The organism is Streptomyces sp. PL-29 (genome assembly GCF_058344425.1).
Window position 1 is genome coordinate 5,726,449 of record NZ_CP136996.1, and the last position, 26,351, is coordinate 5,752,799.

Below are 26,351 nucleotides of genomic sequence, written 5' to 3' on the forward strand. Positions count from 1 at the left end.
TGATGTCACGGAACCGAAGGCGCCTGGCGGCGTGGCTGCTCGCCGGTGTGGTGCTGGCCGTCGCCCTCACCCTCTACGACGCCGACCGCACCGGGGTGAGCGATCCGAAGGCCGGGCCCTCCGCGACGCCGTCGGCGGCCCTCCCCGGGACGGCGGCGCCCGCACCCACCGCCACACCCGGCCCGTCGGCCACACCCGGAACCTCGGCCACGCCCTCCCTGTCGGCCCCGCCGGGCACCGGCGAACCGTCGCCCTCCGCCTCCGCCTGCACCTCACCCGGGGCCTGCGGATACCCCGACGCGGACAGCACCGGCCCGCGCATCGCACTGGAGCGGCACGACACCGGCAACATGTCGGTCAAGAAGGACGGCACGGTCATCAAGGGCTGGGACATCCGCGGCTCCCTCGACATCTACGCCAACGACGTCTCGATCATCGACAGCAAGATCACCTCTACGAACTGGTGGGGGGTCAACCTCCGTCCCGGCTACAGCGGCCTGAAGGTCCTGCACACCACCATCACCGCCGTACCGGGCAAAGGCCCCGACAACGGAGGGGTCAACTACGCCGTCTCCAACATGGGTGGCAGCTCCGTCGAGGTCGGCTGGTGCGACATCTCGGTCTTCGGCAACGCCCTGTCCATGGGCCAGGGCAACCTGCACGACAACTACGTGCACGACCTCGTCGCCTTCCGCAACCAGGGCGGTGAATGGCAGCACATCGACGCCGTCATCAGTGGCGGCGGCAACAAGGGCCGGCTGACCGTCCGCCACAACACCCTGCTCAACTCCACCCCCGTGGACAAGGGCGCCACCGCCGCCATCGGCCTCTTCGCCGACACCGGGACCGTTTCCTCCGTCGTCGTCGAGGACAACTGGCTGGCCGGCGGCGCGTACGCGCTCTACGGAGGCGGCCCGGGCGCCACCGGCATCCGGGTCACCGGCAACGTCTTCTCCACCCAGTACCACCCGTCCAGTGGCGCCTACGGCCCGGTCACCGCCTGGAACGCCGGCGGCGCCGGGAACGTGTGGAAGGACAACCGCATGTCCGACGGCCGCCCGGTGGAACCCGCCTCCTGACCCCCACACCACGTCACGACGGAGAGTGCGACATGCGCCGTATCGCCCGGGCCCCCTGGGAACTGCTCAAGCGGGCCTTCGGCTGGCTGGTGCTCTTCGAGGCCCGCAACAAGGTCCTGCTGCTGCCCTCCGCCGCACGGCTGCGCCGCTTCGAGGACGCCGAGACCACCCGCCTCGCCGCCCTTCTGGGACGGCCCCCGGCCGCCCGGGTCGCCACCGTGATCGCCACCCACCGCCGCCCCGACGCACTGCGCGCGGCGGTCCGCTCGGCCCTCGCGCAGACCGTCACCGACCAGGTGGTCATCGTCGTCGACGACGGAGCGGGGCTTCCCGAACTGCCGGTGGACCCACGCCTGTTCGCGGTCTCCCTGGCCCGGAACACGGCGACCGCCGGAGTCGTGCGCAACGTCGGCATCCGGCTCACCCGCTCCCGGTACGTGGCCTTCCTCGACGACGACAACCTGTGGGAGCCCGACCACCTGGAGCAGGCCCTGGCAGCACTGGACGCCCCCGGCGGGCCGGACGCCGTCTACACTGCACTGCGCAGGGTGCTGCCCGACGGCACCGAGCGCGACGTCCTATCGGTGCCCTTCGACCGCCGGCGCGCCGCTCGCGAGGCCTTCCTGGACACCAACGCCTTCGTGGCCCGGCGCAGCCGAGCGCTGCACTTCAGCCGGCTGCGCCGCACCCCCGAGGTGCTGCCCCGCGAGGACTGGGAGCTCATCCGCCGCTACGCCCGCCGCCACGAGGTGCGCCACCTGCCCCGCCCCACCGTCCGCTACCTGGTCAACCCCGGCAGCTTCTACACCGCGTGGGACGGCTGTTCCTGAACCCGCGGTGGACACGGGCCGGGATGAGCCGTTCGGGCTTGGCCGGCTTCTGCCAGGCGCGGCGGGGGTCGGCGGAGGTCGGCGGAGAGGGGTCGGGTGGGGCGGAGCCGGGTGTGGGCGACGACCAGGAGCCAGGTCCAGCGCTCCACCGCATGGGGACGGTTCGAGCGCGGCAACATGACGTGTCGCATCCCTACACCGTGGGCTGGGGCTCCGTCCGCAGGTACCGGCCCCAGACCTGGGCCTTGCGATAGGGACCGTCCCCGTCACTGTCGTACTGCGGCGCGTCACAGGTGACCCAGTACAGAAGCTCGCCACTGAGCGCCTGGGCATGTCCGTTGGGCACGGGGACACCCATCACATCGATCGTTCCGGGAAACTCGACCTGCCAAGGGCCGTCCCAGCCCCGGCCCCGAACGACCGTGCCCCGGGTGCCCGGTGCCAAAGCTCCCACCGGCCACGTCTGACTCAAGGGCCGACCGAGGAGGGGAAGAGGAGGAGAAGGACCTCGTCGACCCGGACGCCCCCGAGACCCGCAACAACGCGGCCATGGTGCGGGAGGCCGTCACCCAACTCGCCGAGAAGTACAGCTGCGAGGCGTAGGCCCGGCGTCAGCGGGGGCAGTCGGCGTGCACGGCCCCGCTGACGCCGGCACGATGACCTGCCTGACGGCAGAGTGCTTCGCTCGGGGCGGGGCCGCACACCGGCGGAGCGCCAGGCCGTGTCGAAGGTGAGACCGCCGGGGTCGGGCCCGTACCGGACGCCATACCTGCCGGCTGGTGCGGGGTGTGGCCCTGATGTGTGGGTGCAGTGATGCTGTTCGGGGCCCGTTGGCCGGGTCGAGCATGGTGGCGGTTCCCAGCACGAGCAGGCGGCCGACCTGGCTGACGATCTGGACGGATCTCGGCCGTGCGCCCCGCACGGGTCGATGCCTGCGCCCGTAGGCTACGACTTCTGAGAGGGTGGTTCGTGATCTATGTCCGTTTCCCGGTGACCCGGAGTGCTGGAATGACCAGGCGCGCAGGGTGGGGGATGGGTCGACGCGTGGTCGTCTACCCGCCCGACGCCGAGGGCGGGCGCCGAGTGCGGTGCGACGGCCAGATACTCGGCCGCGCCCACGGCCCGGGTGATCTCCTCGAATTTTTGCGGCGGGCCGGACTGGACCCCGACGACGTCACCTGGGACGATGACGGTCCGCTGATCGAGTGGCGTGGCGGCAGCCCCGCCGCCTGGGCACCGCACACCGATCCCGCGGTCGCACATAGGGATCGTAGCCCCACCTGGAGCGACGCTTCGCTGACCGCGTGCAGGCCGCCCGAGGAGTCACGGTGCCGACTCAATGCCACCGAGGATCCAGGTCGTACTGCAGCTGTGCCCGCGCGGCGGTTTCAGCGCGATCCCGCTCGGCCCACCCCCTCAGCTTCTCCTGCTCCTCGGCGCGTCGCAGTGCACGGTCCTCGGAGTCCTGGGACCCTGCCAGCAAGTCCCGGGCCCGATCGAGGGCATCCTCCATCTCCAGGCGTTCGCTCAAGGCGTCCTCGCGAGCCGTCTCGCGCGCGGCATGCGCCCGGTCGTAACGGTCCTGCCAGTTCTCGAGCACCTTCTCGACTTCCTCAATGCGCGCGTTCAGTTCCTCCTCCCGTCGCATCGCTGCCCTCGCGATCCGATCCGCGTTCTGCTTCGCCCGCAGCACTCGATCGTTGGCCCTGATCACCTCCTCGCCCAGCGCGAGGGCGAGTTCCCCCGCCTGGGACGTGAGCTCCATGAGGGTCGCCGCGGTGGCGCGCCGGTTCTCGTCGCGTCGCCCCAGCAGATTTTCGAGGTGGACCAGCAGGAGCCGGCACTGCTCCCCGGCCTCGTCGAGTGCCTGTTGCGCCTGGGCGTAGGCGCGCTGGGCCGGGGCCTGGTCACGGGCCGCCTCCGCGGCCCCGCGCAACCGCATCCCCTCCTCCGATTCCTCTACAGAGATCGGGGCGATCTCCCTCGCCCTGTCGGTCGCGTTCCGCTCGTGGATGCACAGGTCGAGACAGCGGATGAGCTCGCGCAGTTTGGTGCGGGAAGGAACCGTCTCGCTCTTGAGCCAGCGGGAGAGCGTGGTCTCCGCGACCCCGAGCTGTGATTCCCCTTCCTCCCAGTCCTCCCAGGGGAGGCCCCGCTCCCGTTTCACCATGGCCACCGCGGCGCCGAGCGAAGTCCACCGCCCGCGGACCAGGCAACCTCGCAACCATCGGACGAACTCGACATCCTGGGGGGTCACTTCCCGTCGCGGGCGCGGGGTACCCGCCCCGGCTGGGGCTCGCCGCGCGACCGACCCGCCCAAATGCCAGTGCAGCGGGTCGAAGGGCCCCAGATCCACACTTCCGTCCATGACCCGCTCCCCGTCCTCCACTCGATGGTGAGCATCCAGGGTTGCATCTCCCGTTGCAGCTTCAGAAATTCCGCTCGATGTGCGTCCACTGGAACAGCGCCCGTGCACGGCATTCACTGCCGATAGGGGTGTCGGCCCGGCCCGTCGCCGGAATGCCCGAGTGGCCCCGCGCGTGCGATCGACGCCGGCGGTGAGGCGCTTTTCAGCGGATCCTGAACGGAGAAGGCTCCAGTGAACGGTCAGAACGATCAATTCAGCGTGCGGGCGATCCTGCTCCTCGTCGTGGGCACGATTGCCGGTGTCCTCGCCTACCAGCGTCCTGACATCGGCACCGCGGTCGTCGTCGGCATCGGTGTCGTCGGCCTGCTACACCTCCTGCTGGCCCCCTGATCCCACGTGGCTGCGACGGATGCCGTCGATCAGCGGTGAACGTGGGAACCGTCTATGACCGCTCCCGTTCCGTGCCGCCGCCGACGGCCCGAATCGGGATAGGCGCGTTGCCCACCGAGGGGCGTGGACGGGACGGAGCCGCCGTAGTACTCCGGGGCCGGGAGAGCCGGTCACACGGGGAAGGGCGGCAGCGTGCCAGACGAGGAGGGAACTGCAATGTCCGAAGGCGCCCCGGTGAACACCGGGGCCGGGGCGGTCGCCCCGTGGCGGCCAGGTGTCCCGGTACGGCAGGCAGGTTGATGCCCTGTTTCGGATGAGGGCGAGGCCGTGTTGGTCGGGTCAGGGGCCGAGTTCCGCGATGATGGCGCCGCGCAGGAGCTGCCGGGAGCGTTCGAGGGTGAGGGTGCCGCTGAGCCAGCGTTTGCTGAGTCCTTCGACGAGGGCGGTGAGCCGGTGGGCGGCGTCGTCCGGTGAGATGTCGGGGGTGGCGCGGCCGGTCTGCTGGGCGCGGTGGATCAGGTCGCTGGTGTAGTCGTTCCAGCTGTCGGTGGTGGTGCGGAGCTGGTCGCGCAGTTCAGGCTGGAAGACGGCGGTGGAGCGAAGTTCGCCCCAGGCGGTGCTGTTCTCGACGACGGCGGGGGTGTCCTGGAGTTCGAGGAGCAGCATCTCTTCCAGGTGGCCGCGAGGGTCGGTGTCGGGGTCGCTGCTGGGCTGGGTGTAGTGCTCGGCTCGGGTGTTGATGAAGTCGAGTGTGCGGGCGAGGAGACCGGCCCGGTCGCGGAAGTGGTAGTAGATCAGCGAGGTCGACACGCCGGCCTCCTCGGCCAGCTCTTCGACTCGCAGGCCCCTGATGCCGCGCTGCGCGATGACGCGGGCGGCGGCTTCCAGGATGGCGGTGCGGCGGGCGGACACGGTTCGGCTCCCTAGGAAGGTTCCAGGCGGCGACACAGGCAATGCTACCGTCTCGCATTGACTGAAATTTCAGTCAGGAATTCTTCCGTCCGGGATGGGAGCCGTGTCATGAGGAGACCGAACCGCCGAACCGTGCTGAGGGACGGTGTGGCTGCTGCGCTGGCCGCCGCGGGGTTGACAGCCTGTGCCCAGAACCAGGAGAAGAAGTCGGGCCGGCCGTCGGCCGGGGTACAGGAGAGCGCGGTGCCCATTCGGAACCAGGCCGAGCTGTTCATGCCGGCGGAGAGCCGTGAGCATGTCCGCACGTTTATGTCCTGGCCGCCGCTGGACTCGGTCTGGGAGGACATGGCCGACGACGTCCAGCGCGACATCGCGGGTATTGCCCGGGCGCTGGCCGAGTTCGAGCCTGTCGTCATGCTGGCTGCCCCGGAGGAAGTCAAGGCCGCCCGTCGAGCCTGCGGCTCGGGGGTCGAGGTGATCGCGGTACCCACCGACGACCTGTGGATGCGCGACAGCGGCCCGACCTTCGTCCAGGGCCCGAATGGCCTTCAGGGCATCGACCTGCACTTCAACGGCTGGGGCGGCAAGCAGGAACACGAGCACGACGCGAAGGTCGCCCGCGCCGTCCTGGAGTACGCAGGCGTCCCCCGCGTCGACGCGCCGCTGGTGGGAGAGGGCGGCTCACTGGAAGTGGACGGCCGCGGCACCCTCCTGGTCACCGAGAGCTCCCTGGTCAACCCCAACCGCAACCCGGACCTGAGCCGCGACGAGATCGAGAACTCCCTCAAGAACCTGGTCGGCGCCGACAAGGTGATCTGGTTCAACGGCGTCAAGGGCCAGGACATCACCGACTACCACGTCGACTCGCTGGCCCGCTTCGCAGAGAACGGTGTCGTCCTGCTCAGCCGCGCCTGGGCCGGCGACGGCCCCGACGTGTGGACCCGCGCCCACGATCAGGCACGCGGCGTCCTGGAGGGCGCGACCGACGCCCATGGAAGAAGGTTCGAGATCATCGACCTCCCCGAACCCGACCCCACCCGGCTCGGCCGCCGCGGGGAGGATTTCCTCGGCTCCTACGCCAACTACTACATCGCCAACGACGCCGTCCTCATCCCCCGCTTCGGCGACCGCAAGGCCGACCAGCAGGCCGCCGCCGTCATCGGCGACCTCTACCCCGATCGCGAGGTCGTTCAGCTGGAGATCCACACCGTCGCCGAAGGCGGCGGTGGCATCCACTGCGCTACCCAACAGCAGCCCAAGGCCGCAGAGACCAGCAGTTCGTGAAGTGTTGTGCGATTCCCGGCGGGGTTCAGGCAAGGCCGCGGACCGCGGTGCTTGGTCGGCTCCTGCCTCCTGGCGAAGCTGCCGGTGCCGGCTTCGGCGAGGCAATCGAGCTTGAGCAAGCGCTTCAGCGTGGCGCGGGTGCCCTCGATGTTCTTCGGCGGTAGTTCGCAGTCGAGGGCTTCGCAGACGTCGAGGGCCCAGAGGGCCCAGTGGGGGCAGCGGCCTCGTTGAGGACGGCGAGGATGCAGGGATGGTCCGGGTGCTCGGGCAGCTGCGGCGGAGCGGCCAAGAGCCGGTCGGCGAGAGCGGTGATGGCCTTCCGGGTGATCGCGAGGTGTTCGAGGTGGGTCTCTGCCTCCCGCAGTCGAGTCCGGACTTCTTCGATCTGGGGGGCGCCGGGGTCCCAGCGTCCTCACGAACCTGCCTCTGCGGCCCGTCCGGCAGAGCTCACCGCAGGGCCAGCGGGATCTCCGAGGCGAGGCGGGCCAGCTTCTCCGGGTTGCGGACGTAGTAGAGGCCCGCGATGCGGGAGTCCTCGATCCGGAACGTCATGACCCCGTCGAACTCCCCGCCCAGATGGACGGCCAGGGCCGGGCTGCCGTTGACCACGGTCGGCGTCAGGGACATCGCGAGGTTGCGCCGGTCGTTCTTGCCGATACCGCCCGCCACGAAGCGGGCCACCTTCGCGGCACCGGTGATCGGCCGCAGCGCCGCCTGCTTGATGCCGCCGCCGTCGGCCACCAGGACGACATCGGGAGCGAGCACGGCGAGGAGGTCCTGCGGGTCACCGGACTCCAGCGCCTCCCGGAAGGACTCCAGCGCCGCCCGCGTCTGGGCGGCCGAGACCGCCTGCCGCGGGCGCCGCGCGTCGACGTGCCGGCGGGCGCGGTGGGCGATCTGGCGTGTCGCCGCCGCGCTCTTGCCGACCGCGGCCGCGATCTCCTCGTAGCCGACGTCGAAGACCTCCCGCAGGACGAAAACGGCGCGCTCGGTGGGCGACAGCGTCTCCAGGACGAGCATCAATGCCGTCGACACGCTCTCCGCGAGCATCGCGTCCTCGGCCACGTCCGGCGCCGTGAGCAGCGGTTCGGGCAGCCAGGAACCGACGTAGGCCTCCTTGCGCCGGCTCATCGCCCGCAGCCGGTTCAGCGCCTGCCGGGTCGTGATCCGGACCAGGTAGGCGCGCCGGTCGCGCACCTGCTCCAGGTCGACCTCGACCCAGCGCAGCCAGGTCTCCTGCAGGACGTCCTCCGCATCGGCCGCCGATCCGAGCATCTCGTAGGCCACGGTGAACAGCAGGTTGCGGTGCGCGACGAAGGTCTCGGTCGCCGCGCCGGCGCCGTCCTCGCTCATGATGTCTCCTCCGGTTCCAGGGGTACGCCCACAGGACACCGGCCGGCCCGTCCCTGTGACAACACGCGCCGGCCCGGCCGGCTCCCGCGGGGCTCCCGCGGCCTACGGGGCGCCGTGCGGCGCCGACCGACCGGCCAGGGCCCGGGCCGCCGCCAGGCTCGCGGGGCGGCCCAGGGCCGCCCGGGAGGACTCCCGCAGCAGCACGGCCGCCCGGAAGGCGGTGGTGGCCGCGAGGCCGTGACGCCGGCGGTAGAGGCGGACCCGGTTGACCGTCAGCAGCGTCCACAGCCGGGGCGACACCTGGGAATCCCCGCCGAGGTGGGTGGCCGAGGCCGAGGGCTCCAGCCGGGTCACGAAGCCGAGGTCCCTGGCCCGCAGGCAGTATTCGGTCTCCTCCGAGTACAGGAAGAAGGACTCGTCCCACGGCCCGCACGCGGCCAGGCACTCCCCGGACAGTGCCATCAGCGCCCCCGTCGCCCAGTCCGCCACCGTCTCCCGTTCGTACGCCGCCGGGTCGGTGACCAGCTCGCTCCAGTGCGGGAAGCGCCCCGCCCGGCGGTTGCCGATCACCGCCTCGCCCAGCGCCCGGGTCACGCTGGACTCGCGGCGCAGCGAGTGCAGCAGCGTGCGGCCGTCCTCCTCGTACAGCAGCGGGACGCTGATCCCGACCCGGCCGCCGCCGGGCTCCGCCCTGCCCAGCGCGTCCACGAGCACCCCGGCGCAGCCCCGCCGCATCCGGATGTCCGGATTGCACACCAGGGCGGCCCGGAAGCCGCCCTCCCAGGCGGCGGCCGCCGCCAGCGCGGCGTTCACCCCGGCTGCGTACCCGGCGTTGCGGCCGGTCTGGACGACCGTCGCGTCCGGGGCCAGGGAGCGGACGACCTCCACCGTGTCGTCGGCGGAGTCGTTGTCGGCGACGACCAGGCGCCAGTCGAGCCCGGCCATGCCCTCCGGCAGCGAGGCGAGGAAATCCGGCAGGACCTCCGCGCTGTTCCAGGTGACGACGAGGACCGCTACCGGGCCGGTGCCGGCGGGGGAGTGGGGAGCTGTTGATCGGCGGGAAGACATGGGTACTCCACGAATCGGGGCTTCGGCGCCGCGCGCCGGATGAAGCCGAGGTAACTGCCTCCGGCGGCGATCGTCAGGAAGAACATCCCGGCGAACATCGGGAAGCTGAGGGCGTCGAAGGTGGCGCTGACGACCAGGGCGACCAGGGCGGAGGCGAAGAACGCCTGCCCCAGTTCCCGGTCGGACTCGCCGACGGCCAGCCGGCGGATCGCGCCGCCCTGGTGGATACCGGCGAGGAAGAGGAACAGGAGCGCGATCAGCCCCAGGAACCCCGTCTCGGCGAGGGTCAGCATGTACTGGTTGTCGGTGAAGAAGTAGAGCTCGGGAATGAAGGTGCCCATGCCGCGCCCGAACAGCGGCCGCTCGTCCAGGTAGGGCACGATCGCGCTGTACTTGACCGTACGGGCCTGGGTACTGCTGTCGGAGTTCGACAGGAAGGACGCGAACAGCCCCGTGATGGTGCCGATCAGCCCGGGGATGATCACCTTGAAGCAGGCCACCGCACCCACCAGCACCCCGATCGCGGTCCACCGCCGTTGCGGCTTCCAGCGCGGCACCATCACCAGGATCACGATCAGCGCCCCGATGATCGAGGTGCGCGACACCGTCAGCGGCAGCGCCCCGCCCATCAGTGCCACCGGACCCCAGCGGCGCCAGGCCCTCAGATGGCGCCGTACCGGATCGAAGGCCTGCTGGACGGCGAAGGGCAGCAGCAGCGCCAGCATCCCGCCGAACTCCAGCGGCTGCGCCGTGGTGGACCGGGGCCGGGTGAACGCCCCGCGGTCCAGGGTCGTGATCTGGGGGACGCTGGACGACAGCCCCGGGATGCTGATGCTGTCGGCGATGTTGGTCGCGGTGAAGAAGTCGTAGAAGCCGATGGCCGCCACGATCGTCCCCATCACCACGGCCCGGCGCAGCAGCACGTCCAGGCGGGCACGGTCCTGGATCCCGGCGGTGACCAGCACCACCAGCGACACCCACACCAACAGCGCGATCAGGCCGCGGTCCGCACCGAGCAACTCCTTGCGCACGCTGCCGCGGCCCGCGTTCGCGATGTAGGAGGCCAGGACCGAGACGGCCAGCAGCCACATCGCCACCCGGGGCAGTCGGGTCCCGGGCGCGGGACGGATCCGGCCCGCGAGCCAGGTCGCCAGATACCAGAACAGGGCCAGCAGGGCGAACACATTGGCCGGGGTCCCCACCCCGCCCAGACCCGGCAGCGTCAGGTTGGACGGGATGAAGAACGCCAGCGCCAGGTAGCCGGTGAGCAGGGCGGTGGCGTCCACATGGCGGCCCCGGGACCTGCGCCGGCCGGCCCGGGCCGGCCCCGCCGAGCCCTCGGCCGAGCTGTCGCGCCGGCGCCGCCGGGCCGCCGACAGCGCGTCCGCCACGAAGGAGAGGGTGAACCCGACGCTGACGCCGAGGATGAGGACCCCGAGCACCTGCTGGTAACGGCTCTTGAGCTGGGGCACCGGCGTCTGCGGCAGCACCACCGGCGCCGTCTGCACCATGTACGCGGGCTGTACCTTGGCCGCGGCCTGGAGTGCGTTGAGCTGCTCCCCGGCGAAGCCGGTCAGGATGTTCGTCTCCTTGAGCACCTTCTCCCGGTCGGTCCCCGTGACCGTCATCGTCAACAGCGGACCCGAGGTGTTCGCGGCGAACCCGACGGTATAGGGATCGGTCACGCCCAGGCTGTGCAGCTCACGGGCGGCGTCGGCTCCCGACATCGCCCTGATCAGCACGTCCGCGGTCACCACCAGGGCACCGCCCGCGTTGGAGATCGGGTTGCCGAAGGCGGGCGGCAGCTTGGCGGCGGCAGAGGAGTCCAGCAGCGCCACCGAACTCTGCGACTGGTACGCCACGGGCACCGACCGGTACAAGTGCAGCGCCGCCAGCAGGCTGAGCAGCATCGCCGGCACGATCACGTACCAGCGCCGGCGCAGCACCGCGCCCATTTCCCGAATGCTCACGAACACCCCTGCCGGGTAACGGAATTGATGGCGTACCTACCCGGGTCCTGCAAAGATCGGACATGAAGGAAAGGGTGGAAAGGATCCCCGTGTCGCCTGGTGAGTTGGTCCGTGCGCTGCGTCGGCGCTGGTACGTCCTGGTCGTGGCGGTGCTGCTGGCGGCCACCGGAGGGGTGGCGGTGCTGCGGCCCGGACCGGTGCACCTCAGCTCCGCGATCGTGGTGCTCAAACCGCCGGTCACCAGCAGACAGCCGAACCAGCTCGCGAACCTCCAGCCACCGCTCGCCGCCGTCTCGTACGGCGTCGTCCAGCAGCTGGAATCGGCCGAGGGAGCGGCCGAGCTCAAGGCGGCGGGGGTCGCCGGCGCCTACCAGATGACACCGCGCAACAGCGGCACCAGTGTCACCCCGCGCCATCTGATCCCCTCGCTCCAGATCCAGGTGGAGCATCCCGACCCGGACGTGGCCGACGCGTCCGTACGGAAGATCATCGAGATCTACACCCGGCACCTGACCGAGCTCCAGACGCAGCAGGGCATCCCGGACGCCGCACGGATGAGCGTGGACCTCCTGGTGCCGCCGCACGCGGCCGCACGGAACGGTGACCGGGTACGGTCCCTGGCCGGAGTGGCCCTGCTGGCGACGGTCTGCGGTGCGGCCGCCACCCTGTGGACCGACCGGCTCCTGACACGCCGGAACCGGCGCCGGCGCGAGAGCGCCGACGCCGGTCCGCAGGTCCCGCCGGTGGAACCGGTGGAGACGGGCCATCAGATCCCTCGGCGCTTCCAGGAACGCCACCACAGCCACTCGCGCCCCCGGTCGGCGACCGCCGACAGCACCAGCGGCTGAAGGTAGGGCATCGCGCGCGGGCCGATCCGCCGGCGCCGTTGCAGCGCCCGGTACTCGGCCAGCGCCGTGTAGCCGTCGGGCAGGCACTCGGCCGCGAACCCCACCAGCTCCTCGACCGGAACCACCGAGGTGCGCCCCCGGTCGTACGCCCGGTAGGCGCGCCGCAGCGCGTACCGGGCGAGCCGGGTGCGCGCCGCACGGGCCAGCCGGTCCGGCTCCGGAAGTAGATCCCCGCACTTGGCCAGCACCGAGTCGAAGGCGACGAGGCGCTGGCGGAGGTCGTCGAGCTGCCCGCCGAAGTCCGTCGTGGACATGTTGTTGCCGTGGACGCGGTAGAAGGCCTGGTCGGCGCCGCGGACGTAGCCCACGTCGGCGTGGGCCGCGAGCCGCATCCACATCTCGATGTCACCGGCGTGAGGCAGCTGCGGATCGTAGCCGCCGACCTTGCGCTGGAGGCTGGTACGGACGACCACCTCGGGCGAGGTGATGCAGCCGGTGCCCTCCCGGAACCGCCGGTCCAGCCACCAGTGGCCCGGATAGACCACCGACCCCGTGGAGCGGGTACGGGCCGCCGGCAGGGGACCGCCGTGCCGGAAGCGCAGTGGCCTGCCGTAGGCGAATCCCGCTTCCGGGTGCGCGTCGAGCAGGGCCGCCGCGCGCACCAGGGCGCCCGGGACCAGCCGGTCGTCCGCCGAGAGCAGGGCGACGTAGTCCCCGTCGGCCCACTCCAACAGACCTTCGTTGTAGGTGGCGATGTGCCCCTGGTTGCGCTCGTGGACCCGGACCTCGATCCGGGGGTCGGCCGCCGCCAGCGCGCGTGCCACGTCCGCGGAGTCGTCGGGCGAGGCGTCGTCGATGATCAGTACCCGGACGTCCACGCCCTCTTGCTCGTCGAGGGCGCTCTTGACGCAGTCGGCCAGGAAGTGGCCGTACTTGTAGCAGGGGATCACCACGCTGACCGTGCTCACTGGCCGGACACCTCCGTGGAACCGTCCGCGGACTGGGCCGAGTTCGGCAGGGTCGTGGTGAAGACGGGACCCACCCAGTAGTTCACGGATCCGAAGGTGTTCGACGGGAACGCCGTGGCGGAGCCGTACTTGTAGAGCCCGTTGCCGCTGCCGGGCGCGTCCGCCGGGGCCACCAGGGGGTAGGAGCGGTGGGCGGCGGTGAAGTAGCCCCCGTCCACGGAGTAGTTGCCGTTCGGTGCGTGGTAGGAGGCCACGTACGTGGTGCCCGCCGTGATCGGTACGGGTGTTGCGAACTGCAGCTCCTGCCAGCCGGTCAGGGTCTCGCTGCCGAAGGTGCCGGTGGCCAGCAGCGTGCCGGAGGCGGACCACAGGCTGCCGGTGTGGGTGCCGGTGTTACCGGGGCCCTTGTAGAAGGTGACACCGGTGATGTAGCCGTTCACCGCCGACTGGAAGCGGGTCCCGAGCTCCACCGAGTTGGCGTCGTCGCCCACGTTGGCGGTGCTCGGCGTCGCGCTGCCGCTCCACAGGGTGCACGGGCAGTTCACCGCCGGCGGGCTCGCGCTGGTCGTGAAGTTCCACGTGACGGGCGCGGTCATGGCGTTGCCCCACAGGTCGGTCGCCTGGACCGACGCCGTGTACGTGGTGTTCAGCGCGAGCTCGGTGGACGGGGTGAAGGTCGCGCTGTTCGACGCTCCGAGGGCCTTGGTGCCCGGGACGGTGGCGCCGCCCGAGTCCTTCACGGTGAAGGTGAGCTCATCCGCGTCGACGGCCGTGCTGAAGGTGGCCGTCATCGTCGCCGTGATCTGGGTGCCCGTCGCGGCGGATTGCGGCGAGGTCCCGGTGACGGTGGGCGGGGTCGTGCTGGCGGCCGAGGTGTCCAGGACCGCGTCCACCCAGTAGTTGCTGCCGGACGCGGCCTTGTTCGGGAAGCCGCCGGTGCCGCTGTAGCGGTAGACGCCGTTGCCGCCGTCGGTCCCGCTCCGCAGCGCCGTGAGCGGGGCCAGGCCCGCGTCGCCGTCGGCGAAGGTGTTGTCGAAGGAGTAGCCGCCGTTCGGCGCGAAGTAGGAGGCGATGTAGGTGGTGTTGGGCTTGATCGGCACCGGGCTGGAGAAGTTCAGCTGCTGCCAGCCGGACGCGGTCTCGTTGGTGAAGGTGCCGGTCGCAAGGCGCTGGCCGGTGCTGCTCCACAGGCTGCCGGTGTGCGTCCCGGTGTTGGCCGGGGACTTGTAGAACCGGACGCCGGTGATGGAACCGGCCTCCGAGGAGCGGATCTTCACGCCGAGCTCGACGGCGCTGCCGTCACCGGCGTTGACGGTGCCGGGCACGGCCGCGGCAGGCCACACGGTGCACGGGCACTGCTGGGGGCCGACCGTCAGCGGGACCGTGGTGGTCGCGCCGATGTTGACGCTGTCGTCGACCGCACGCACCTGGATCTGCACGGGGCCCGGGGTGGTCGGGGTCCACGTGTAGCTCCAGGTTCCCAGGCCCGTGGTCGCCTTCCAGGTGGTTCCGCCGTCGGTGGAGACCTCGACCCGGGCCACCACGCCGCCGCCGGTGTCCGTCGCCGTACCGGTGACGGTCACCGGCCGCAGGGCGGGGACGGTGGCGTTCGCCGCCGGGCTGGTCACGGTGATGCCGGGGCCCACGGTGTCCGTGGACGCGGTCGAGGCGATCAGGTCGCTCTGCAGGGACTTGGGCTGCACACCCATGTCGGCGAAGACGTTCACGGTGGCCTGCTGCATCCGCTTGTCGGCGGTGACCACGGTGTCGTCGGGGTTGGAGGTGGGCGTGTCGGTCAGGCCCCAGGACCACTGCACGGTGCCCGCGCCGAATACCAGCGCGTGCGAGGTCTGGTCGCGGAAGGCCACCAGGCTGTGGGTCGCGGTGCCGTTGCCGTAGGTGTTGCCGTAGTCCTTCAGGAGCTTGCCGTCCTCGATGTCGACCGTCGTGGACGACATCTGGATCTGCCCGGCGGGCCGACTGGCGTTCTCCACGTCACTGTCCCACTCGTAGCCGAGCGTCCCCTGCGGGAACACGGCGGTCTGCGAGGGGGTGAGGTTCGCGACGGAGGTGTTGCGCCACAGCCGCTGCTTGGCGAAGGTTCCGGGCACGGTGATCGCGTCGCTGCGGTAGCCGTTGACGCTGAACATCGAGCCGGTCAGCTGGTTCTGCGGCTGGAAGGGGCGCCCGCCGGTGGCACTGGCCGGGTCCATGAAGGTGCCCGTCCAGATCCCGCTCGGGTCGGGGACGCCGTTGGGCTGGGGGAAGGACAGCTTGGTCTCCTTGTACGAGACCAGCGTCCGGTCGGCGGTGTTCGTCCCGTCGATGCTCGGGGCGAGCCGGGTCTTCCAGAAGATCTCGTTGCCGCTGAAGTACGTCTGGTGCTGCCCGGCGCGGCGCGCGTTCAGGACGTTGGTGAACTGCTCCTGGGTCCAGTACTCGTCGTGGCCGGAGGACATGAACACCTTGTGGTTCGCCAGCAGGGCCGCGCCGCGGACCGACGTGTCGATCCCGGACATGTAGCTCACGTCGTAGCCGTTGCGCTCCAGCCAGGCGATCATCTGGAACTCGGAGCCGTAGATCCCGTTGTCCCCGCCGATGTCCATCGGCCGGTTGTAGCTGACCTCGTAGGCACGCCCGTCGGGCGCGGGACCGCCGCCGTCGTAGAGGTCCTGGCCGCCGTAGTTGTTGTACGCCTGCCAGGTCTGGTCGCTGGTCTGCACGACGATGTCGGAGTGGCTGGAGTCCTTGCGGACCACGAACGGGTACGGCATCACGCCGTTGCCGTCCGCCTGGTCGAAGTTGGCGATGTAGAGGCCGGAGACGGCGTCGGCCGGCACGCTCCACGTCGCCGTGGTGGGCCAGTTGCCGCAGTCGACCAGCCCGGTGGATGCCTTGGTGGTGCAGGCGGCCGGGTTCCCGCCCGGCGCGAAGTTCGCCGGGTACGTCTGGGCGGCCTGGGCGGCCGTGGACATCAGCCGGGCCCCGTTGCCCCCGTAGTGGCCGAGGCGGTAGATGGACACCTTGTACGGCGTCGGAGACTGGACCTTGAATTGCACGGTGTCGCCGGGCTGGACGCTCTCCCGGGTGGGGAAGCCCTTGATGTCGCCGTACGCGCTCGGCGCGAACCACTCCTCCTTCGGGGTGCCCGGTTTGGAGTTCTCGCAGACGATCGCGTTCGTGGCGGGACCGCAGGGATCGGCCGCCCCGGCCACCGCGGCCGGGGGGAGGACCGTGGCCATCAGGGCCGCCACCGAGGTGAAGAGACCGTAACGGAGCAGCTTTGTCCGTCTGTTCATGTGGACCTCATTGTTGTCACGCCGACGCGCATCAGCGCAGGGCGTCGAAGAACGCTTCCACGACCCGCTGCTGCTGGGCGGCGGTGATCTGCGGGAAGAGGGGGAGGGAGAGCATGCCGTCCGCTGCCTGCTCCGCGTGCGGGAAGTCCCCGCGACCGTGACCGAGGTGGCCGAAGGCCGGAGTGAGGTGGACCGGGGCCGGGTAGTGCACGCCCGCTCCGATCCCCTCCGCGTTCAGCTTGCCGACGACGGCGTCGCGGTCCGCTCCGGAGATCCGAACGACGTACAGGTGCCAGACGTGGACGTTGTCCTCCGCCGTGACCGGCAGGGTCACGCGGCCCGCGGCGGCCAGATCGCCGAGCAGTTCGTCGTAGCGGGCGGCGGCGGCCCGGCGGGCCGCGTTCCCCTCCGCCAGGCGGGCCAGCTTCGCCCGCAGGACCACGGCCTGTAGGCCGTCGAGCCGGCTGTTGAATCCCGGCACGTCGTGGCGGTACTTGGCCACGCCGCCGTGGTTGGCGAGGGCGCGTACCAGGTCGGCGCGCTCCTGGTCGTCGGTCACCACCGCGCCGGCGTCCCCGTAGGCGCCCAGGTTCTTGCCCGGATAGAAGCTGGTGGCGGCGATCGTGCCGCTGCCGGGGGAGCGGCCGCCACGGGTGGCGCCCTGGCTCTGCGCCGCGTCCTCGACCACCTTCACGTGGTCCGGAAGCCGGTCCGCCAGCTCCGCGGCGGCCGCGCACTGCCCGTAGAGGTGGACGGGCACCACCGCGCGGGTGGCCTTGCCGACCGCGTCCAGTGCGGCCTGCGGATCCATCAGGAGGGTGTCGGGCAGGCAGTCGACCAGCACCGGCCGGGCACCGATCCGGGCGACGGCGCCCGCGGTGGCGATGAAGGTGTTGGCGGGCAGCACCACCTCGTCGCCGACGCCGACCCCGCTCGCCCGCAAGGCCAGTTCGAGGGCGTCGGTGCCGTTGGCGACTCCTACGCAGTGCCGGACGTCGGCGAAAGCGGCGTACTCGCGCTCGAAGGCCTGGACCTCGGCGCCGCCGATGAAGGCCGTACCGGCCAGCACACGGTCGAATCCGGCCTGTAACTCCTCGGCGACCTCGGCGTGCGCCGCCTTCAGGTCCACGAGCGGTATCTGGTTCATACGACTGGACTCTCCATCCGTGTCTCCGGCCGCCGGCCGTTCGGGCCGGTGCCGTCTTCCGTGCCGTGCGCTGGCGCGTCCCCGTCGGGCGCCGGCGCGTCCCCGTCGGGTCCGCACCCGGCCCCGCCCGGTTCGCCCGCCTCGCGGGCCAGTTCGGCGAGGGCGGTGGCCCCCGCCGGCCGCAGGAGGCGGGCCGGGCTGCCGGCCCACACCTCCCCGGCCGGGACGTCCGCGAGGACGGTGCTGCCCATGCCGGTCAGCGACCAGGCACCGATCGCCGCGTACTCCCGGACCAGAGCCCCCGCCCCCACGTACGCCCCGCGTCCCACCCGCACCCCGCCGCCCAGGCGGACGCCCGAGGCGAGGGTGGCGAAGTCCCCGACCTCGTCCTCGTGGGTGAGTACCACCTGAGGCATCACCGCCACGTGCGAACCGACCCGGACACCGGCCGTCAGCACGCTGTGCGCGAGCAGCACCGAGCCCGGCCCCACGGACGAGGAGCCCGAAACCGCCGCAGTGGGGTGCACCACCGTCGCGTACCGCTCCACGGGCAGGCCCAGCCGCCGCACCAGGCGGGCCCGTACCGCGTAGTCCCGGGGGCTGCCCACGCAGACCACGACCCGGGCGGCCGGCAGCGCGTGGACCAGCTCGCAGCCGCCCGGCACCGGCACCCCGTCGACCTCCCGGCCGTGCAGGGCCGGATCGTCGTCGAGGTGCCCGGCCAGCCGCCACCGGGGCGCACGCCCGCTCGCCGCGTCGGCCGCGGCCACGTCTCGTACAGCCTGCGCGGTCTCCCGCGCGAACCCGCCCGCGCCGACGACCAGCAGGTCCTCGGTCACCGCAGCGCTCATCCGCCTGCCTGCTCCCGCAGCACCGCCACCACCCGGTCCTGCTGGGCTTCGGTCATGGTGTGGAACAGCGGGAGGATCAGGGAGTCGCGGCTGATCCGCTCGGTCACCGGCAGCGGGGCCGCGTCGTGGCCCTCGTACGCGGGCTCCAGGTGCGAGGCCATGATCCCGCGCCGGGCCGAGATCCCGGCCTCGGAGAGCACCGCGAGCAGGGTGTCCCGCCCGACGGGGAAGTCCTCGGCCAGCAGCACCCAGTAGGACTGGAAGTTGCCCTGCCCGTGTGCGGGGTCGCGGACCGGGCGCAGGCCCGGGACCTCGCGCAGCAGCTCCGCGTACCGGGCGGCGAGCCGGCGCCGCCGGGCCACGATCTCGTCCAGCCTGCCGAGCTGCACCAGGCCGACCGCGGCCTGGATGTCGGTCATCCGGTAGTTGTAGCCGACCTCCAGGTAGCTCTCGACGATCGGCTTGCTGCTCGCGTGCCGCTGCGCGGCGGACACGTTCATGCCGTGCTCGCGCAGACGGCGCAGCCGCTCCGCCCACCGCGCGTCGTCCGTGGTCACCATGCCGCCCTCGCCGGTGGTGATCACCTTGCGGGGGTGGAAGGACCAGGCGGCGAGCAGCGCCCCGTGGCCCACGGACTTCCCGCCGACCGTCGCGCCGATGCCGCAGGCCGCGTCCTCCACGAGGGCGATGTCCCAGGCGGCACACGCCGCCCGCAGGGCGTGCACGTCGGCGGGCACCCCGCCCTGGTGGACGGCGAGGACCGCTCTCGTGCGGGGGGTGCGGACCGCGTCCACGGTGGCCGGGGTCAGGTTGCCGGTGGCCTCCTCGACGTCGGCGAACACCGGGCGCGCACCGGTGTAGCGCACGGCGTTGGCGGTGGCGATGAAGGACAGGGAGGGGACGATCACCTCGTCGTCCGGCCCCAGGTCCAGGGCGACGAGGGCCAGGTGCAGGGCGGTGGTGCACGAGCTGACGGCGATGCCGTGTTCGGCGCCCACCCGTTCCGCGAAGGCCCGTTCGAACTCGGCGACCCGGGGCCCCTGGGCGACCCAGCCCGAGAGCACCGCGTCGGCGGCGGCCTTCGCCTCCTCCTCGCCCAGCCAGGGCACCATCACGGGGATCCGGGCGGTCGGGTCCGGGGCGTTCATCGACCCGCCTCCGCCGCCGTGTCGGCGCGCTCCGCCCGCCACCAGTCCACCAGGTCCCGCAGGCCGGTGCGCAGGTCGATCGCGGCCGTGAAGCCGAGGCGCTCGCGGGCCTGCGCGGTGTCCGCGAGGCGGCGGGTCACGCCGTTCACGGCACGGGCCGGGCCGTGCTCGGGCACCAGGCCGTCCGCGCCCATCGCCTCCAGCAGGCCGTTCGCCAGCTCCAGCAGGCTCGTCTCGGTCCCGCTCGCGACGTTGAACACCTCGTCGGTCAGGTCCGATTCGGCAGCCAGCAGGTTCGCGCGCGCGATGTCGCGCACGTCGACGAAGTCCATGGTCTGCAGGCCGTCGCCGAGGATCAGCGGCGGTTCGCCCGAGGCGATGCGCTCCATCCAGCGGATGAGTACCTCGGTGTACAGCCCGTGGATGTCCATCCGTGGGCCGTACACGTTGAAGTAGCGCAGTGCGACGTAGTCCAGCCCGTACATCGAGTGGAAGCTGCGCAGCATCCCCTCGTTGAAGGCCTTCGCCGCACCGTAGAAGGTGTCGTTGTTGTACGGATGGTGGCGCTCGGTCGTCGGGAACTGTTCGGCCAGGCCGTAGACCGAGGCCGACGACGAGGCGATCACCTTCCCCACCCCGGCGGCGGCCGCCGCCTCCAGCACGTTGAACGTGCCGTCCACCATCACCTCGTTCGCCAGCCGTGGTTCCTCCGCGCACTGCGTGATCCGGATGGCCGCCAGGTGGAAGACCAGGTCGGCGCCCTCCGTCACCTTGCGCACCGCCGCCACGTCGCGGATATCGCCCTCGACGACCTCCACCACGCCGCTCGGCAGGGCGCGCGCCAGGTTGGCGGTCCGCCCCCGCACGAAGTTGTCGAGCACCACGATTTCGCGTGCCCCGTTGTCCACCAGCTGGTCCACCACGTGCGAGCCGATGGTGCCCGCTCCGCCGGTGACCAGAATCTTCTTGCCTCGTACGCTGCTGCTCAACGCCCTGCTCCCACTGGATCGGTCGTGGTCCTGCGTGTCACGCCATGCGAAGGGTCCCGATGGGGACCGGGGTCGGGCCGGCCTCGGGCCGGCGTCCGACCGGGAGCGGTCAGCGCCCGGTGCGCAGTCCGACGACCGCGCCCCGGAACTCCAGGCTCCGAGAAGCCGCTTCGAGGATGTCCAGCACCTTCAGGCCCGCCCGGCCGTCGGTCAGCGGCGGCCGTCCCGTCCTGATGGCGTCGGCGAACTCCTCGACCATGCTGCGCAGCGCCTCCTTCTCGCCGATCGCGGGCGCCACCATGTCGCCGGACCGGTAGGAGACGAGCATGTCGCGGCGTTCGTCGGCGCCGATCTCCTGCGGGGTGCTCAGTTCCACGCCTCGGTCGAACACCGCGACGCGCTGCGTGGGGTTGAGGTCGTCCCAGACCAGGGTGCGCTTGGAGCCGCCGACCATGGTGGTGCGCACCTTCGTCGGGGAGAGCCAGTTGACGTGCACGTGCGCGATGGCGCCGGTGCTCAGCTGGAGGGTCAGGTAGGCCACGCAGGACTGGCCGGCCCCGATCGGGTCGGCGCCGGTCGTGGCGACGGCCACCGGCTGCACGTGGTCGGGGAGGATGAAGTCGAGGACCGACAGGTCGTGGGGAGCGAGGTCCCACAGGACGTCGATGTCCTTCTGGACGAGCCCGAGGTTGATCCGCACCGAGTCGACGAAGTGGATCTCGCCGAGTTCACCGGAGCGGACCATCTCCCGGATCCGGCGCACTGCCGGCGTGTAGCAGTAGGTGTGGTCGCACATCAGGGTGAGGCCGCGCTTCTCGGCCTCCGCCACCAGCCGCATTCCGTCCTCGTACGTGGCGGCGAGCGGCTTCTCCACCAGGACGTGCTTCCCGGCCCGCAGCGCGGCCAGCGCGACGTCCAGGTGCGTCCCGGCCGGCGTGGCCACGGCGACCGCTTGGACGGAGGGATCGGCGAGGACCGCGGCGTAGTCCGCGGTCGGCTGCACCGTGGAGTAGCGGCCGAGTGCCTGCCGAGCACGGTCGATGTCCAGGTCGCAGAGCCAGCGCAGCCGGAACTGCGGGCTGGACTGGAAATTGCGGACGAGATTGGGGCCCCAGTAGCCCGCACCGACCACCGCGACGCCTAACGGGGCCGCGGACCCCCGGCCGGGGATGCCCGCGCTCTGCCCAGCGGTCCGTTCGGCGCTCTGCGCGCCGTCCTTCGAGGTGTCCTTCACAGCGTTCCCTTCCTTCCGCGCACGCCGACCGGCGTGTCGACTACCCGTGGCCGGGACGCGTGCGGTGGAGGGGGGAACGCCGTTGCCGAGGGCACGCCGGATGCCTGAGCGTCCCCTGCGTGACCTGCTCAACGGTGATGGCCCCCCACAACCGATGTTCTGCGCGAATCGCGTATGCCGCCCCCCGGCCCGACCGCCTGTTCCCCACACGCGATCGAACCCGTACCACCCGTGCCGGGCCGGATCGTTGCCGGCCGCGCCGAAGCGCGCCGAATCCGCTCGGCGCCACTCAATCTAGTCCACCGGGCGTACCCCCGGGCAGAGTTGGCGGAATCGCCGGGAGCTGGTGTTCGACCGTGCATACTGCCCGGGTGACCAGCATCGTGATACCGGCCCACAACGAAGGCCGGGTCATCGGCCGACTCCTCGACGCGCTCCTGGCCGACTCCCCGTCGTCCGGGCCCGACATCGTCGTGGTGTGCAACGGCTGTACCGACGACACCGCCCGGGTGGCGGGCGCGCGCGGCGACCGGGTACGCGTCGTGGAGATCCCGACCCCTTGCAAACACACGGCACTTCGGGTCGGCGACGAGCACGCGCGGGGCTTTCCGCGGCTGTACGTGGACGCCGACGTCGTGGTCGGCGCCGCCGACGTAAGGGCGCTGACGGACGCCCTCGCCGCCGCCCCCGGCCTGCTCGCCGCCGCCCCGGGCCGGGACATCCCGCTGACCGGCTGCGCCTGGCCGGTCCGGGCCTACTACCGGGTGTGGCAGCGGCTGCCGGCGGTCCGCGAGGGCCTCTTCGGCCGAGGTGTCATCGCCGTCACCGAGGAGGGGTACCGGCGGATCGCGGCGCTGCCCCCGCTGATGGCCGACGACCTGGCCGCGTCCCTCGCCTTCGGGCCCGGGGAGCGGCGCGTGGTCGAGAGCGCCAGGGTCGTCGTGCGGCCGCCGCGCACCTGGTCGGACCTGATCCGGCGCAAGGTGCGTGCGGCGACCTCCTCCGCCGAGTTCGAGCGGTTCCAGGCCGGGCGGGACGCCGCGGCGGGGTCCGGTCCTTCGGCGCGCACCGCGACGTCCGACCTCCGGTCCCTGCTGCGCGCCGATCCGGAACTCCTGCCCGCGGTCGTGGTCTTCGCGGCGGCTGCGCTCGCGGCCCGCCGGGGATCCCGCCGGGCCATCCGCGACCAGGACTTCTCCACGTGGCTGCGGGACGAGAGCAGCCGCGGGTGACGCGGTGGCACGTACGGCCGAATCGCGCCGTACGCAGCACAGTTGGCCCGTGCAAGGACTAGGGTTCGGGTTCGACTCGCACGTTCGAATGACGTCAGACCGTCTGTACGGGGGAGCACCAGAGCATGTACCTCGCGGACCGCTCCGCACCCGCGGGCGCGAAGACCGCACCGGGCCGGGGAACCGGCAGGGCGCGGGCGGTCGCCCCAACCGTCCTCGCACTGGGCACGGTCAGCCTGATCACCGACGTCTCCTCCGAGATGGTCACCGCCGTCCTGCCGCTGTACCTGATCGCGGGGCTCGGCCTCAGCCCGCTCGGGTTCGGCGCCCTCGACGGCGTCTACAACGGCGTCAGCGCCCTGGTGCAGCTCACCGGCGGGCACCTCGCCGACCGGGTCCGCAACCACAAGCTGGTCGCCGGCATCGGCTACGGCCTGTCCGCCCTGTGCAAGCCCCTGCTGCTGCTCGCCCACAGCCTCGGCCCGATCAGCGTGATCCTGGCGCTGGAGCGCACCGGCAAGGGCCTGCGCACCGCCCCGCGCGACGCATTGATCTCCCTGTCCACACCGCACGCGTCACAGGGCCGGGCCTTCGGCTTGCACCGGGCCATGGACACCACGGGAGCGCTGCTCGGGCCCCTCGCCGCCTTCCTCATCCTCGGCGTGGCCGCCGACGGCTACGACGCCGTCTTCGGCGTCAGCGCCTGCGTCGCCGCACTCGGCGTCGTGGTGCTCGTGCTCTTCGTCCCCTCCGGCGCGGCCGACTTCCCGCCCCGGCCGGCGGCGGCCCCGCCCGCCCGGCGCCCCGCACCCGCCCCGCCGGCACCCTCCGCCGAGCCCGCCGGCCCGCAGCCCGTGAAGCTGCGCGACGCGGTGGCGCTGCTGCGCCTGCCGCGGCTGCGCGCCCTGGCGCTCTGCGCGGTCCTGCTCGGCCTCACCACCGTCAGCGACGCCTTCGTCTACCTGCTGCTCCAGCGCCGAACCGGCATCGACGACCAGTGGTTCCCGCTCCTGCCGCTGGGCACCGCCGCCGTGTTCCTGCTGCTGGCCGTCCCGGCCGGGGCCCTCGCCGACCGGATCGGACGCCGTACCGTCTTCCTTGCCGGGCACGCCCTCCTGCTCACCGCCTACGGGTTGCTGCTGTGGGCCCCCGACTGGCCCGCCCTGCCCTACCTCGTCCTCGCCCTGCACGGCCTGTTCTACGCCGCCACCGACGGGGTGCTGCCGGCCGCCGTGGCCGCCACCGTCCCCGAGCCGCTGCGCGGCACCGGCCTGGCCCTGGTCGGCACCGGCCAGGCGCTGGCCCGCTTCGGCTGCTCGCTGGCCTTCGGCGGGGCATGGACCCTCTGGGGCCCCGGTCCGGCGCTCGCGGCCGCCGCGGCCGGCCTGCTGTGCTGCGCGGCCGTCGCCGGCCGCGTGCTGCGGCCGTCGCCGGCCGCGCCCGGCACGCCTCCCGCACCCACACCGCCCAACCCGGCCCGACGCCCGTGAGGAAGCCGATGACACGCTCCCGCCGCCTGCTCGTCCTCGCGGTGGCGGTGCTGCTGCTCGGGGGCGTCGGCGCCACCCTGGTGCTGCGCGCCGCCTCCCGTGCCGACCAGCCGCGGGCCGGTGGCCCGGCCGCGACCGCGGGGGCCGTGTCACTGACGGCCGGACGGGACGCGCTGGCCTTCCTGGGCAGCGGGCAGGGCCCGCACCGCGGCGCCCTCGCCTCCGTCCCGGCCGATGCGCCCGAAGGCACCCGCACGGTGTCCGACCTCACCTGCCAGCGCTTCCATGCGGCTGCGGGTACGGGCGTCTGCCTGCGCTCCAGCCCAGGTGCCCTCGCCCAGGACAACAAGGCCGTCATCGTCGACGCCGAGCTGCGCCAGGTGCGCAGCTTCCCACTGGCGGGCACGCCCAGCCGGGCCCGCGTCTCGCCCAGCGGCCGCTTCGTCGCCTGGACCGTGTTCATCTCCGGAGAGTCCTACGGCGCGGCGTTCTTCTCCACGCGCACCGCCATCCTGGACACCAGCACCTGGAAGCTCGACGCCGACCTGGAGCAGTTTGCGATCACCATGGACGGGCGGGAGCACCGCGCCCAGGACGTCAACTTCTGGGGCGTCACCTTCTCCGCGGACGACGACACCTTCTATGCCACGCTCGCCACGGCCGGTGAGACCTACCTGGTCAAGGGTTCGGTGTCCGGTCGGTCCGTCACCACCCTTGCCAAGAACGTCGAATGTCCCTCGCTCTCCCCGGACGAGACGCGTATCGCGTACAAGAAGCGGGTCCGGCCCGGCGCTTCGCTGTGGCGCGAACACGTCATGGATCTGCGGACGCTGCGGGACCACCCGCTCGCCGAGAAGCGCAGCGTGGACGACCAGGCCGCCTGGCTGGACGACGGCACGCTCGCCTACGCCCTGCCCGCCGACGGCGCCGCCGACCGTTCGGACCTGTGGACCGTGCCCGCCGACGGCACCGGGAGCCCCCGGCCGCTGATCTCCGGGGCCTCCTCCCCGGCCCGTCTGGGCTGACCGGGCCGGGGAGGGGCGTCAGACCCCGTCCACGAAGGTCCGTACCCGCTCGACGAGCGCGGCGCTGTCCCGGATCCACGCGTAGTGCCGGCGGCCCTGGGCGCCCTCGCCGAGAGCGAGCTCCCAGTACGTCACGCGGGCGTTCGTGAGCTTGCCGGCGAGCCCGCGCACGCCGCCGGGCGGTGCCATGGCGTCGCCCTTGACCGCGACCGCCAGAACCGGCAGTTCGAGCTTCGCCAGGGCGGGCTCGAAGTCCACCTCGCTGGACGGCACGTGGTAGCGGCCCGTCCTGACCTGGGTCGCCATATCCCTGAGGACCTGCGCGGAGTCGTTGCCCAGTACTCCGATGCGGCGGCCCGGGAAATACCCGTACAGCGCGGAGAACGCGGCCGCGGCCTGGAAGGCGGCGAGCATCCCCAGGCTCTGTGGGAAGGGCCAGCCGCGGTAGTGGCAGGAGGGGGCTCCCACCAGGACGGCGCCCGAGGCCATGTGCGGCTCCTGGCTGAGGTAGAGGGCGCCGAGCTGCCCGCCGAGGCTGTGCCCCAGGAGGTGGCGCGGTGCCGTCGGGAAGGCGGCCTCGACCGCCCGGAAGAGCGCGGGGTAGTCGTAGGAGACCATCTCGTGATAGCCGTAGCGCACCCCGCGCCCCACGCGCACGGAGCTCGTTCCTTGTCCGCGCAGCTCGCCGACGGCCACCTGGAACCCGGCTTCGGCGAGGGCGTCCGCCAGCGGGGCGTACGAGGCGGCCCGGGTGCCCATGGCGGGCATGCACACCAGGACCGGCGCGGACGGATCGCCGGGCCTGCGGTGCAGCCTGACCTCCGACGTGGCGCCGTCCTCGGCGCGCACCGTCTCGGTGCTCACTT

General features: G+C 72.0%; 23 protein-coding genes and 1 pseudogene. 9 read left to right on the forward strand and 15 right to left on the reverse strand.

Features of this window, described 5'->3' with window-relative positions; genetic code table 11:
- The first annotated feature begins 2 nt into the window (after positions 1 to 2).
- Complete coding sequence (locus R4Z63_RS26270; protein ID WP_384447185.1) at positions 3 to 1,079, forward strand: hypothetical protein; 1,077 nt, start codon at positions 3 to 5, stop codon at positions 1,077 to 1,079.
- 32 nt (positions 1,080 to 1,111) lie between these two features.
- The gene (locus tag R4Z63_RS26275; RefSeq protein WP_037915542.1) at positions 1,112 to 1,909 is read left to right on the forward strand and encodes a glycosyltransferase family 2 protein; all 798 of its coding nucleotides are present in this window, start codon (positions 1,112 to 1,114) and stop codon (positions 1,907 to 1,909) included.
- Here R4Z63_RS26275 and R4Z63_RS26280 read toward each other — a convergent pair.
- Positions 1,869 to 2,082 (reverse strand): annotated as a pseudogene (locus R4Z63_RS26280) (NF041680 family putative transposase); the annotation flags it as partial. The gene R4Z63_RS26275 and the pseudogene R4Z63_RS26280 overlap by 41 nt on opposite strands.
- A 20-nt stretch (positions 2,083 to 2,102) precedes the next feature.
- Complete coding sequence (locus tag R4Z63_RS26285) at positions 2,103 to 2,267, reverse strand: hypothetical protein (RefSeq protein ID WP_384447188.1); 165 nt, start codon at positions 2,265 to 2,267, stop codon at positions 2,103 to 2,105.
- A gap of 80 nt (positions 2,268 to 2,347) precedes the next feature.
- Between R4Z63_RS26285 and R4Z63_RS26290 the strand changes: the two genes are divergently transcribed.
- Positions 2,348 to 2,512, forward strand: coding sequence for a hypothetical protein (locus R4Z63_RS26290; protein ID WP_384447190.1), 165 nt, complete (start codon positions 2,348 to 2,350; stop codon positions 2,510 to 2,512).
- A gap of 733 nt (positions 2,513 to 3,245) precedes the next feature.
- On the opposite strand, the gene R4Z63_RS26295 is transcribed toward R4Z63_RS26290, so the two are convergent.
- On the reverse strand, positions 3,246 to 4,085 hold the full coding sequence (locus tag R4Z63_RS26295) for a hypothetical protein (RefSeq protein WP_384447192.1): 840 nt from the start codon (positions 4,083 to 4,085) through the stop codon (positions 3,246 to 3,248).
- A gap of 423 nt (positions 4,086 to 4,508) precedes the next feature.
- On the opposite strand from R4Z63_RS26295, the gene R4Z63_RS26300 reads away from it, so the two are divergent.
- Entirely contained in the window at positions 4,509 to 4,667 is a 159-nt protein-coding gene (locus tag R4Z63_RS26300; RefSeq protein ID WP_384447194.1) for a hypothetical protein, read from the forward strand.
- A gap of 339 nt (positions 4,668 to 5,006) precedes the next feature.
- Here R4Z63_RS26300 and R4Z63_RS26305 read toward each other — a convergent pair whose 3' ends face one another.
- Entirely contained in the window at positions 5,007 to 5,579 is a 573-nt protein-coding gene (locus tag R4Z63_RS26305) for a TetR/AcrR family transcriptional regulator (RefSeq protein WP_384447196.1), read from the reverse strand.
- 243 nt (positions 5,580 to 5,822) lie between these two features.
- Here R4Z63_RS26305 and R4Z63_RS26310 point away from each other — a divergent pair, with 243 nt between their 5' ends.
- A complete protein-coding gene (locus tag R4Z63_RS26310) occupies positions 5,823 to 6,863 on the forward strand; it encodes an agmatine deiminase family protein (protein ID WP_236647429.1) in 1,041 nt (346 codons plus the stop codon).
- A 447-nt stretch (positions 6,864 to 7,310) separates the two neighbouring features.
- Here the strand turns inward: R4Z63_RS26310 and R4Z63_RS26315 are convergent, their stop codons facing one another.
- From R4Z63_RS26315 to R4Z63_RS26325, 3 genes are all read right to left on the reverse strand, one after another.
- Positions 7,311 to 8,216 (reverse strand): RNA polymerase sigma-70 factor, encoded by a 906-nt coding sequence (locus R4Z63_RS26315; RefSeq protein WP_384447198.1) that lies wholly within the window; start codon positions 8,214 to 8,216, stop codon positions 7,311 to 7,313.
- A gap of 102 nt (positions 8,217 to 8,318) precedes the next feature.
- Positions 8,319 to 9,284, reverse strand: a complete 966-nt coding sequence (locus R4Z63_RS26320; RefSeq protein ID WP_384447200.1) for a glycosyltransferase — start codon at positions 9,282 to 9,284, stop codon at positions 8,319 to 8,321.
- Positions 9,230 to 11,254, reverse strand: a complete 2,025-nt coding sequence (locus R4Z63_RS26325; RefSeq protein ID WP_384447202.1) for an O-antigen ligase family protein — start codon at positions 11,252 to 11,254, stop codon at positions 9,230 to 9,232. The genes R4Z63_RS26320 and R4Z63_RS26325 overlap by 55 nt, the downstream gene beginning before the upstream one ends.
- An 89-nt stretch (positions 11,255 to 11,343) precedes the next feature.
- Here R4Z63_RS26325 and R4Z63_RS26330 point away from each other — a divergent pair, with 89 nt between their 5' ends.
- The gene (locus R4Z63_RS26330; protein ID WP_384447204.1) at positions 11,344 to 12,102 is read left to right on the forward strand and encodes a hypothetical protein; all 759 of its coding nucleotides are present in this window, start codon (positions 11,344 to 11,346) and stop codon (positions 12,100 to 12,102) included.
- On the opposite strand, the gene R4Z63_RS26335 is transcribed toward R4Z63_RS26330, so the two are convergent.
- The 7 genes from R4Z63_RS26335 to R4Z63_RS26365 all read right to left on the reverse strand — a co-directional run bounded on the left by R4Z63_RS26335 (position 12,021) and on the right by R4Z63_RS26365 (position 21,738).
- Positions 12,021 to 13,070, reverse strand: coding sequence for a glycosyltransferase (locus tag R4Z63_RS26335; RefSeq protein ID WP_384447206.1), 1,050 nt, complete (start codon positions 13,068 to 13,070; stop codon positions 12,021 to 12,023). The genes R4Z63_RS26330 and R4Z63_RS26335 overlap by 82 nt on opposite strands.
- Positions 13,067 to 16,369, reverse strand: a complete 3,303-nt coding sequence (locus R4Z63_RS26340) for a DUF4082 domain-containing protein (protein WP_384447208.1) — start codon at positions 16,367 to 16,369, stop codon at positions 13,067 to 13,069. The genes R4Z63_RS26335 and R4Z63_RS26340 overlap by 4 nt, the downstream gene beginning before the upstream one ends.
- A gap of 31 nt (positions 16,370 to 16,400) precedes the next feature.
- Positions 16,401 to 17,516: a DegT/DnrJ/EryC1/StrS family aminotransferase gene (locus R4Z63_RS26345; protein ID WP_384447210.1), complete on the reverse strand. Its 1,116-nt coding sequence runs from the start codon at positions 17,514 to 17,516 to the stop codon at positions 16,401 to 16,403.
- A complete protein-coding gene (locus R4Z63_RS26350) occupies positions 17,513 to 18,367 on the reverse strand; it encodes a NeuD/PglB/VioB family sugar acetyltransferase (protein WP_384447212.1) in 855 nt (284 codons plus the stop codon). Before R4Z63_RS26350 ends, R4Z63_RS26345 begins: the two co-directional genes overlap by 4 nt.
- Complete coding sequence (locus R4Z63_RS26355) at positions 18,364 to 19,515, reverse strand: DegT/DnrJ/EryC1/StrS family aminotransferase (RefSeq protein WP_384447214.1); 1,152 nt, start codon at positions 19,513 to 19,515, stop codon at positions 18,364 to 18,366. Before R4Z63_RS26355 ends, R4Z63_RS26350 begins: the two co-directional genes overlap by 4 nt.
- Complete coding sequence (locus R4Z63_RS26360) at positions 19,512 to 20,504, reverse strand: NAD-dependent epimerase/dehydratase family protein (RefSeq protein ID WP_384447216.1); 993 nt, start codon at positions 20,502 to 20,504, stop codon at positions 19,512 to 19,514. The genes R4Z63_RS26355 and R4Z63_RS26360 overlap by 4 nt, the downstream gene beginning before the upstream one ends.
- A gap of 109 nt (positions 20,505 to 20,613) precedes the next feature.
- Positions 20,614 to 21,738: a Gfo/Idh/MocA family protein gene (locus tag R4Z63_RS26365; RefSeq protein ID WP_236647430.1), complete on the reverse strand. Its 1,125-nt coding sequence runs from the start codon at positions 21,736 to 21,738 to the stop codon at positions 20,614 to 20,616.
- Positions 21,739 to 22,109: 371 nt separating this feature from the next.
- On the opposite strand from R4Z63_RS26365, the gene R4Z63_RS26370 reads away from it, so the two are divergent.
- The 3 genes from R4Z63_RS26370 to R4Z63_RS26380 all read left to right on the forward strand — a co-directional run bounded on the left by R4Z63_RS26370 (position 22,110) and on the right by R4Z63_RS26380 (position 25,485).
- Positions 22,110 to 22,970, forward strand: coding sequence for a glycosyltransferase family 2 protein (locus tag R4Z63_RS26370; protein ID WP_384447218.1), 861 nt, complete (start codon positions 22,110 to 22,112; stop codon positions 22,968 to 22,970).
- 125 nt (positions 22,971 to 23,095) lie between these two features.
- Positions 23,096 to 24,460, forward strand: coding sequence for an MFS transporter (locus R4Z63_RS26375; RefSeq protein ID WP_384447220.1), 1,365 nt, complete (start codon positions 23,096 to 23,098; stop codon positions 24,458 to 24,460).
- Positions 24,461 to 24,468: 8 nt separating this feature from the next.
- The gene (locus R4Z63_RS26380; RefSeq protein WP_037917813.1) at positions 24,469 to 25,485 is read left to right on the forward strand and encodes a TolB family protein; all 1,017 of its coding nucleotides are present in this window, start codon (positions 24,469 to 24,471) and stop codon (positions 25,483 to 25,485) included.
- A gap of 18 nt (positions 25,486 to 25,503) precedes the next feature.
- Here the strand turns inward: R4Z63_RS26380 and R4Z63_RS26385 are convergent, their stop codons facing one another.
- Positions 25,504 to 26,349 carry an alpha/beta hydrolase family protein gene (locus R4Z63_RS26385; protein ID WP_384447222.1) on the reverse strand — a complete coding sequence of 282 codons (846 nt, stop codon included), beginning with the start codon at positions 26,347 to 26,349 and terminating at the stop codon, positions 25,504 to 25,506.
- Between the last annotated feature and the right edge of the window lie 2 nt (positions 26,350 to 26,351).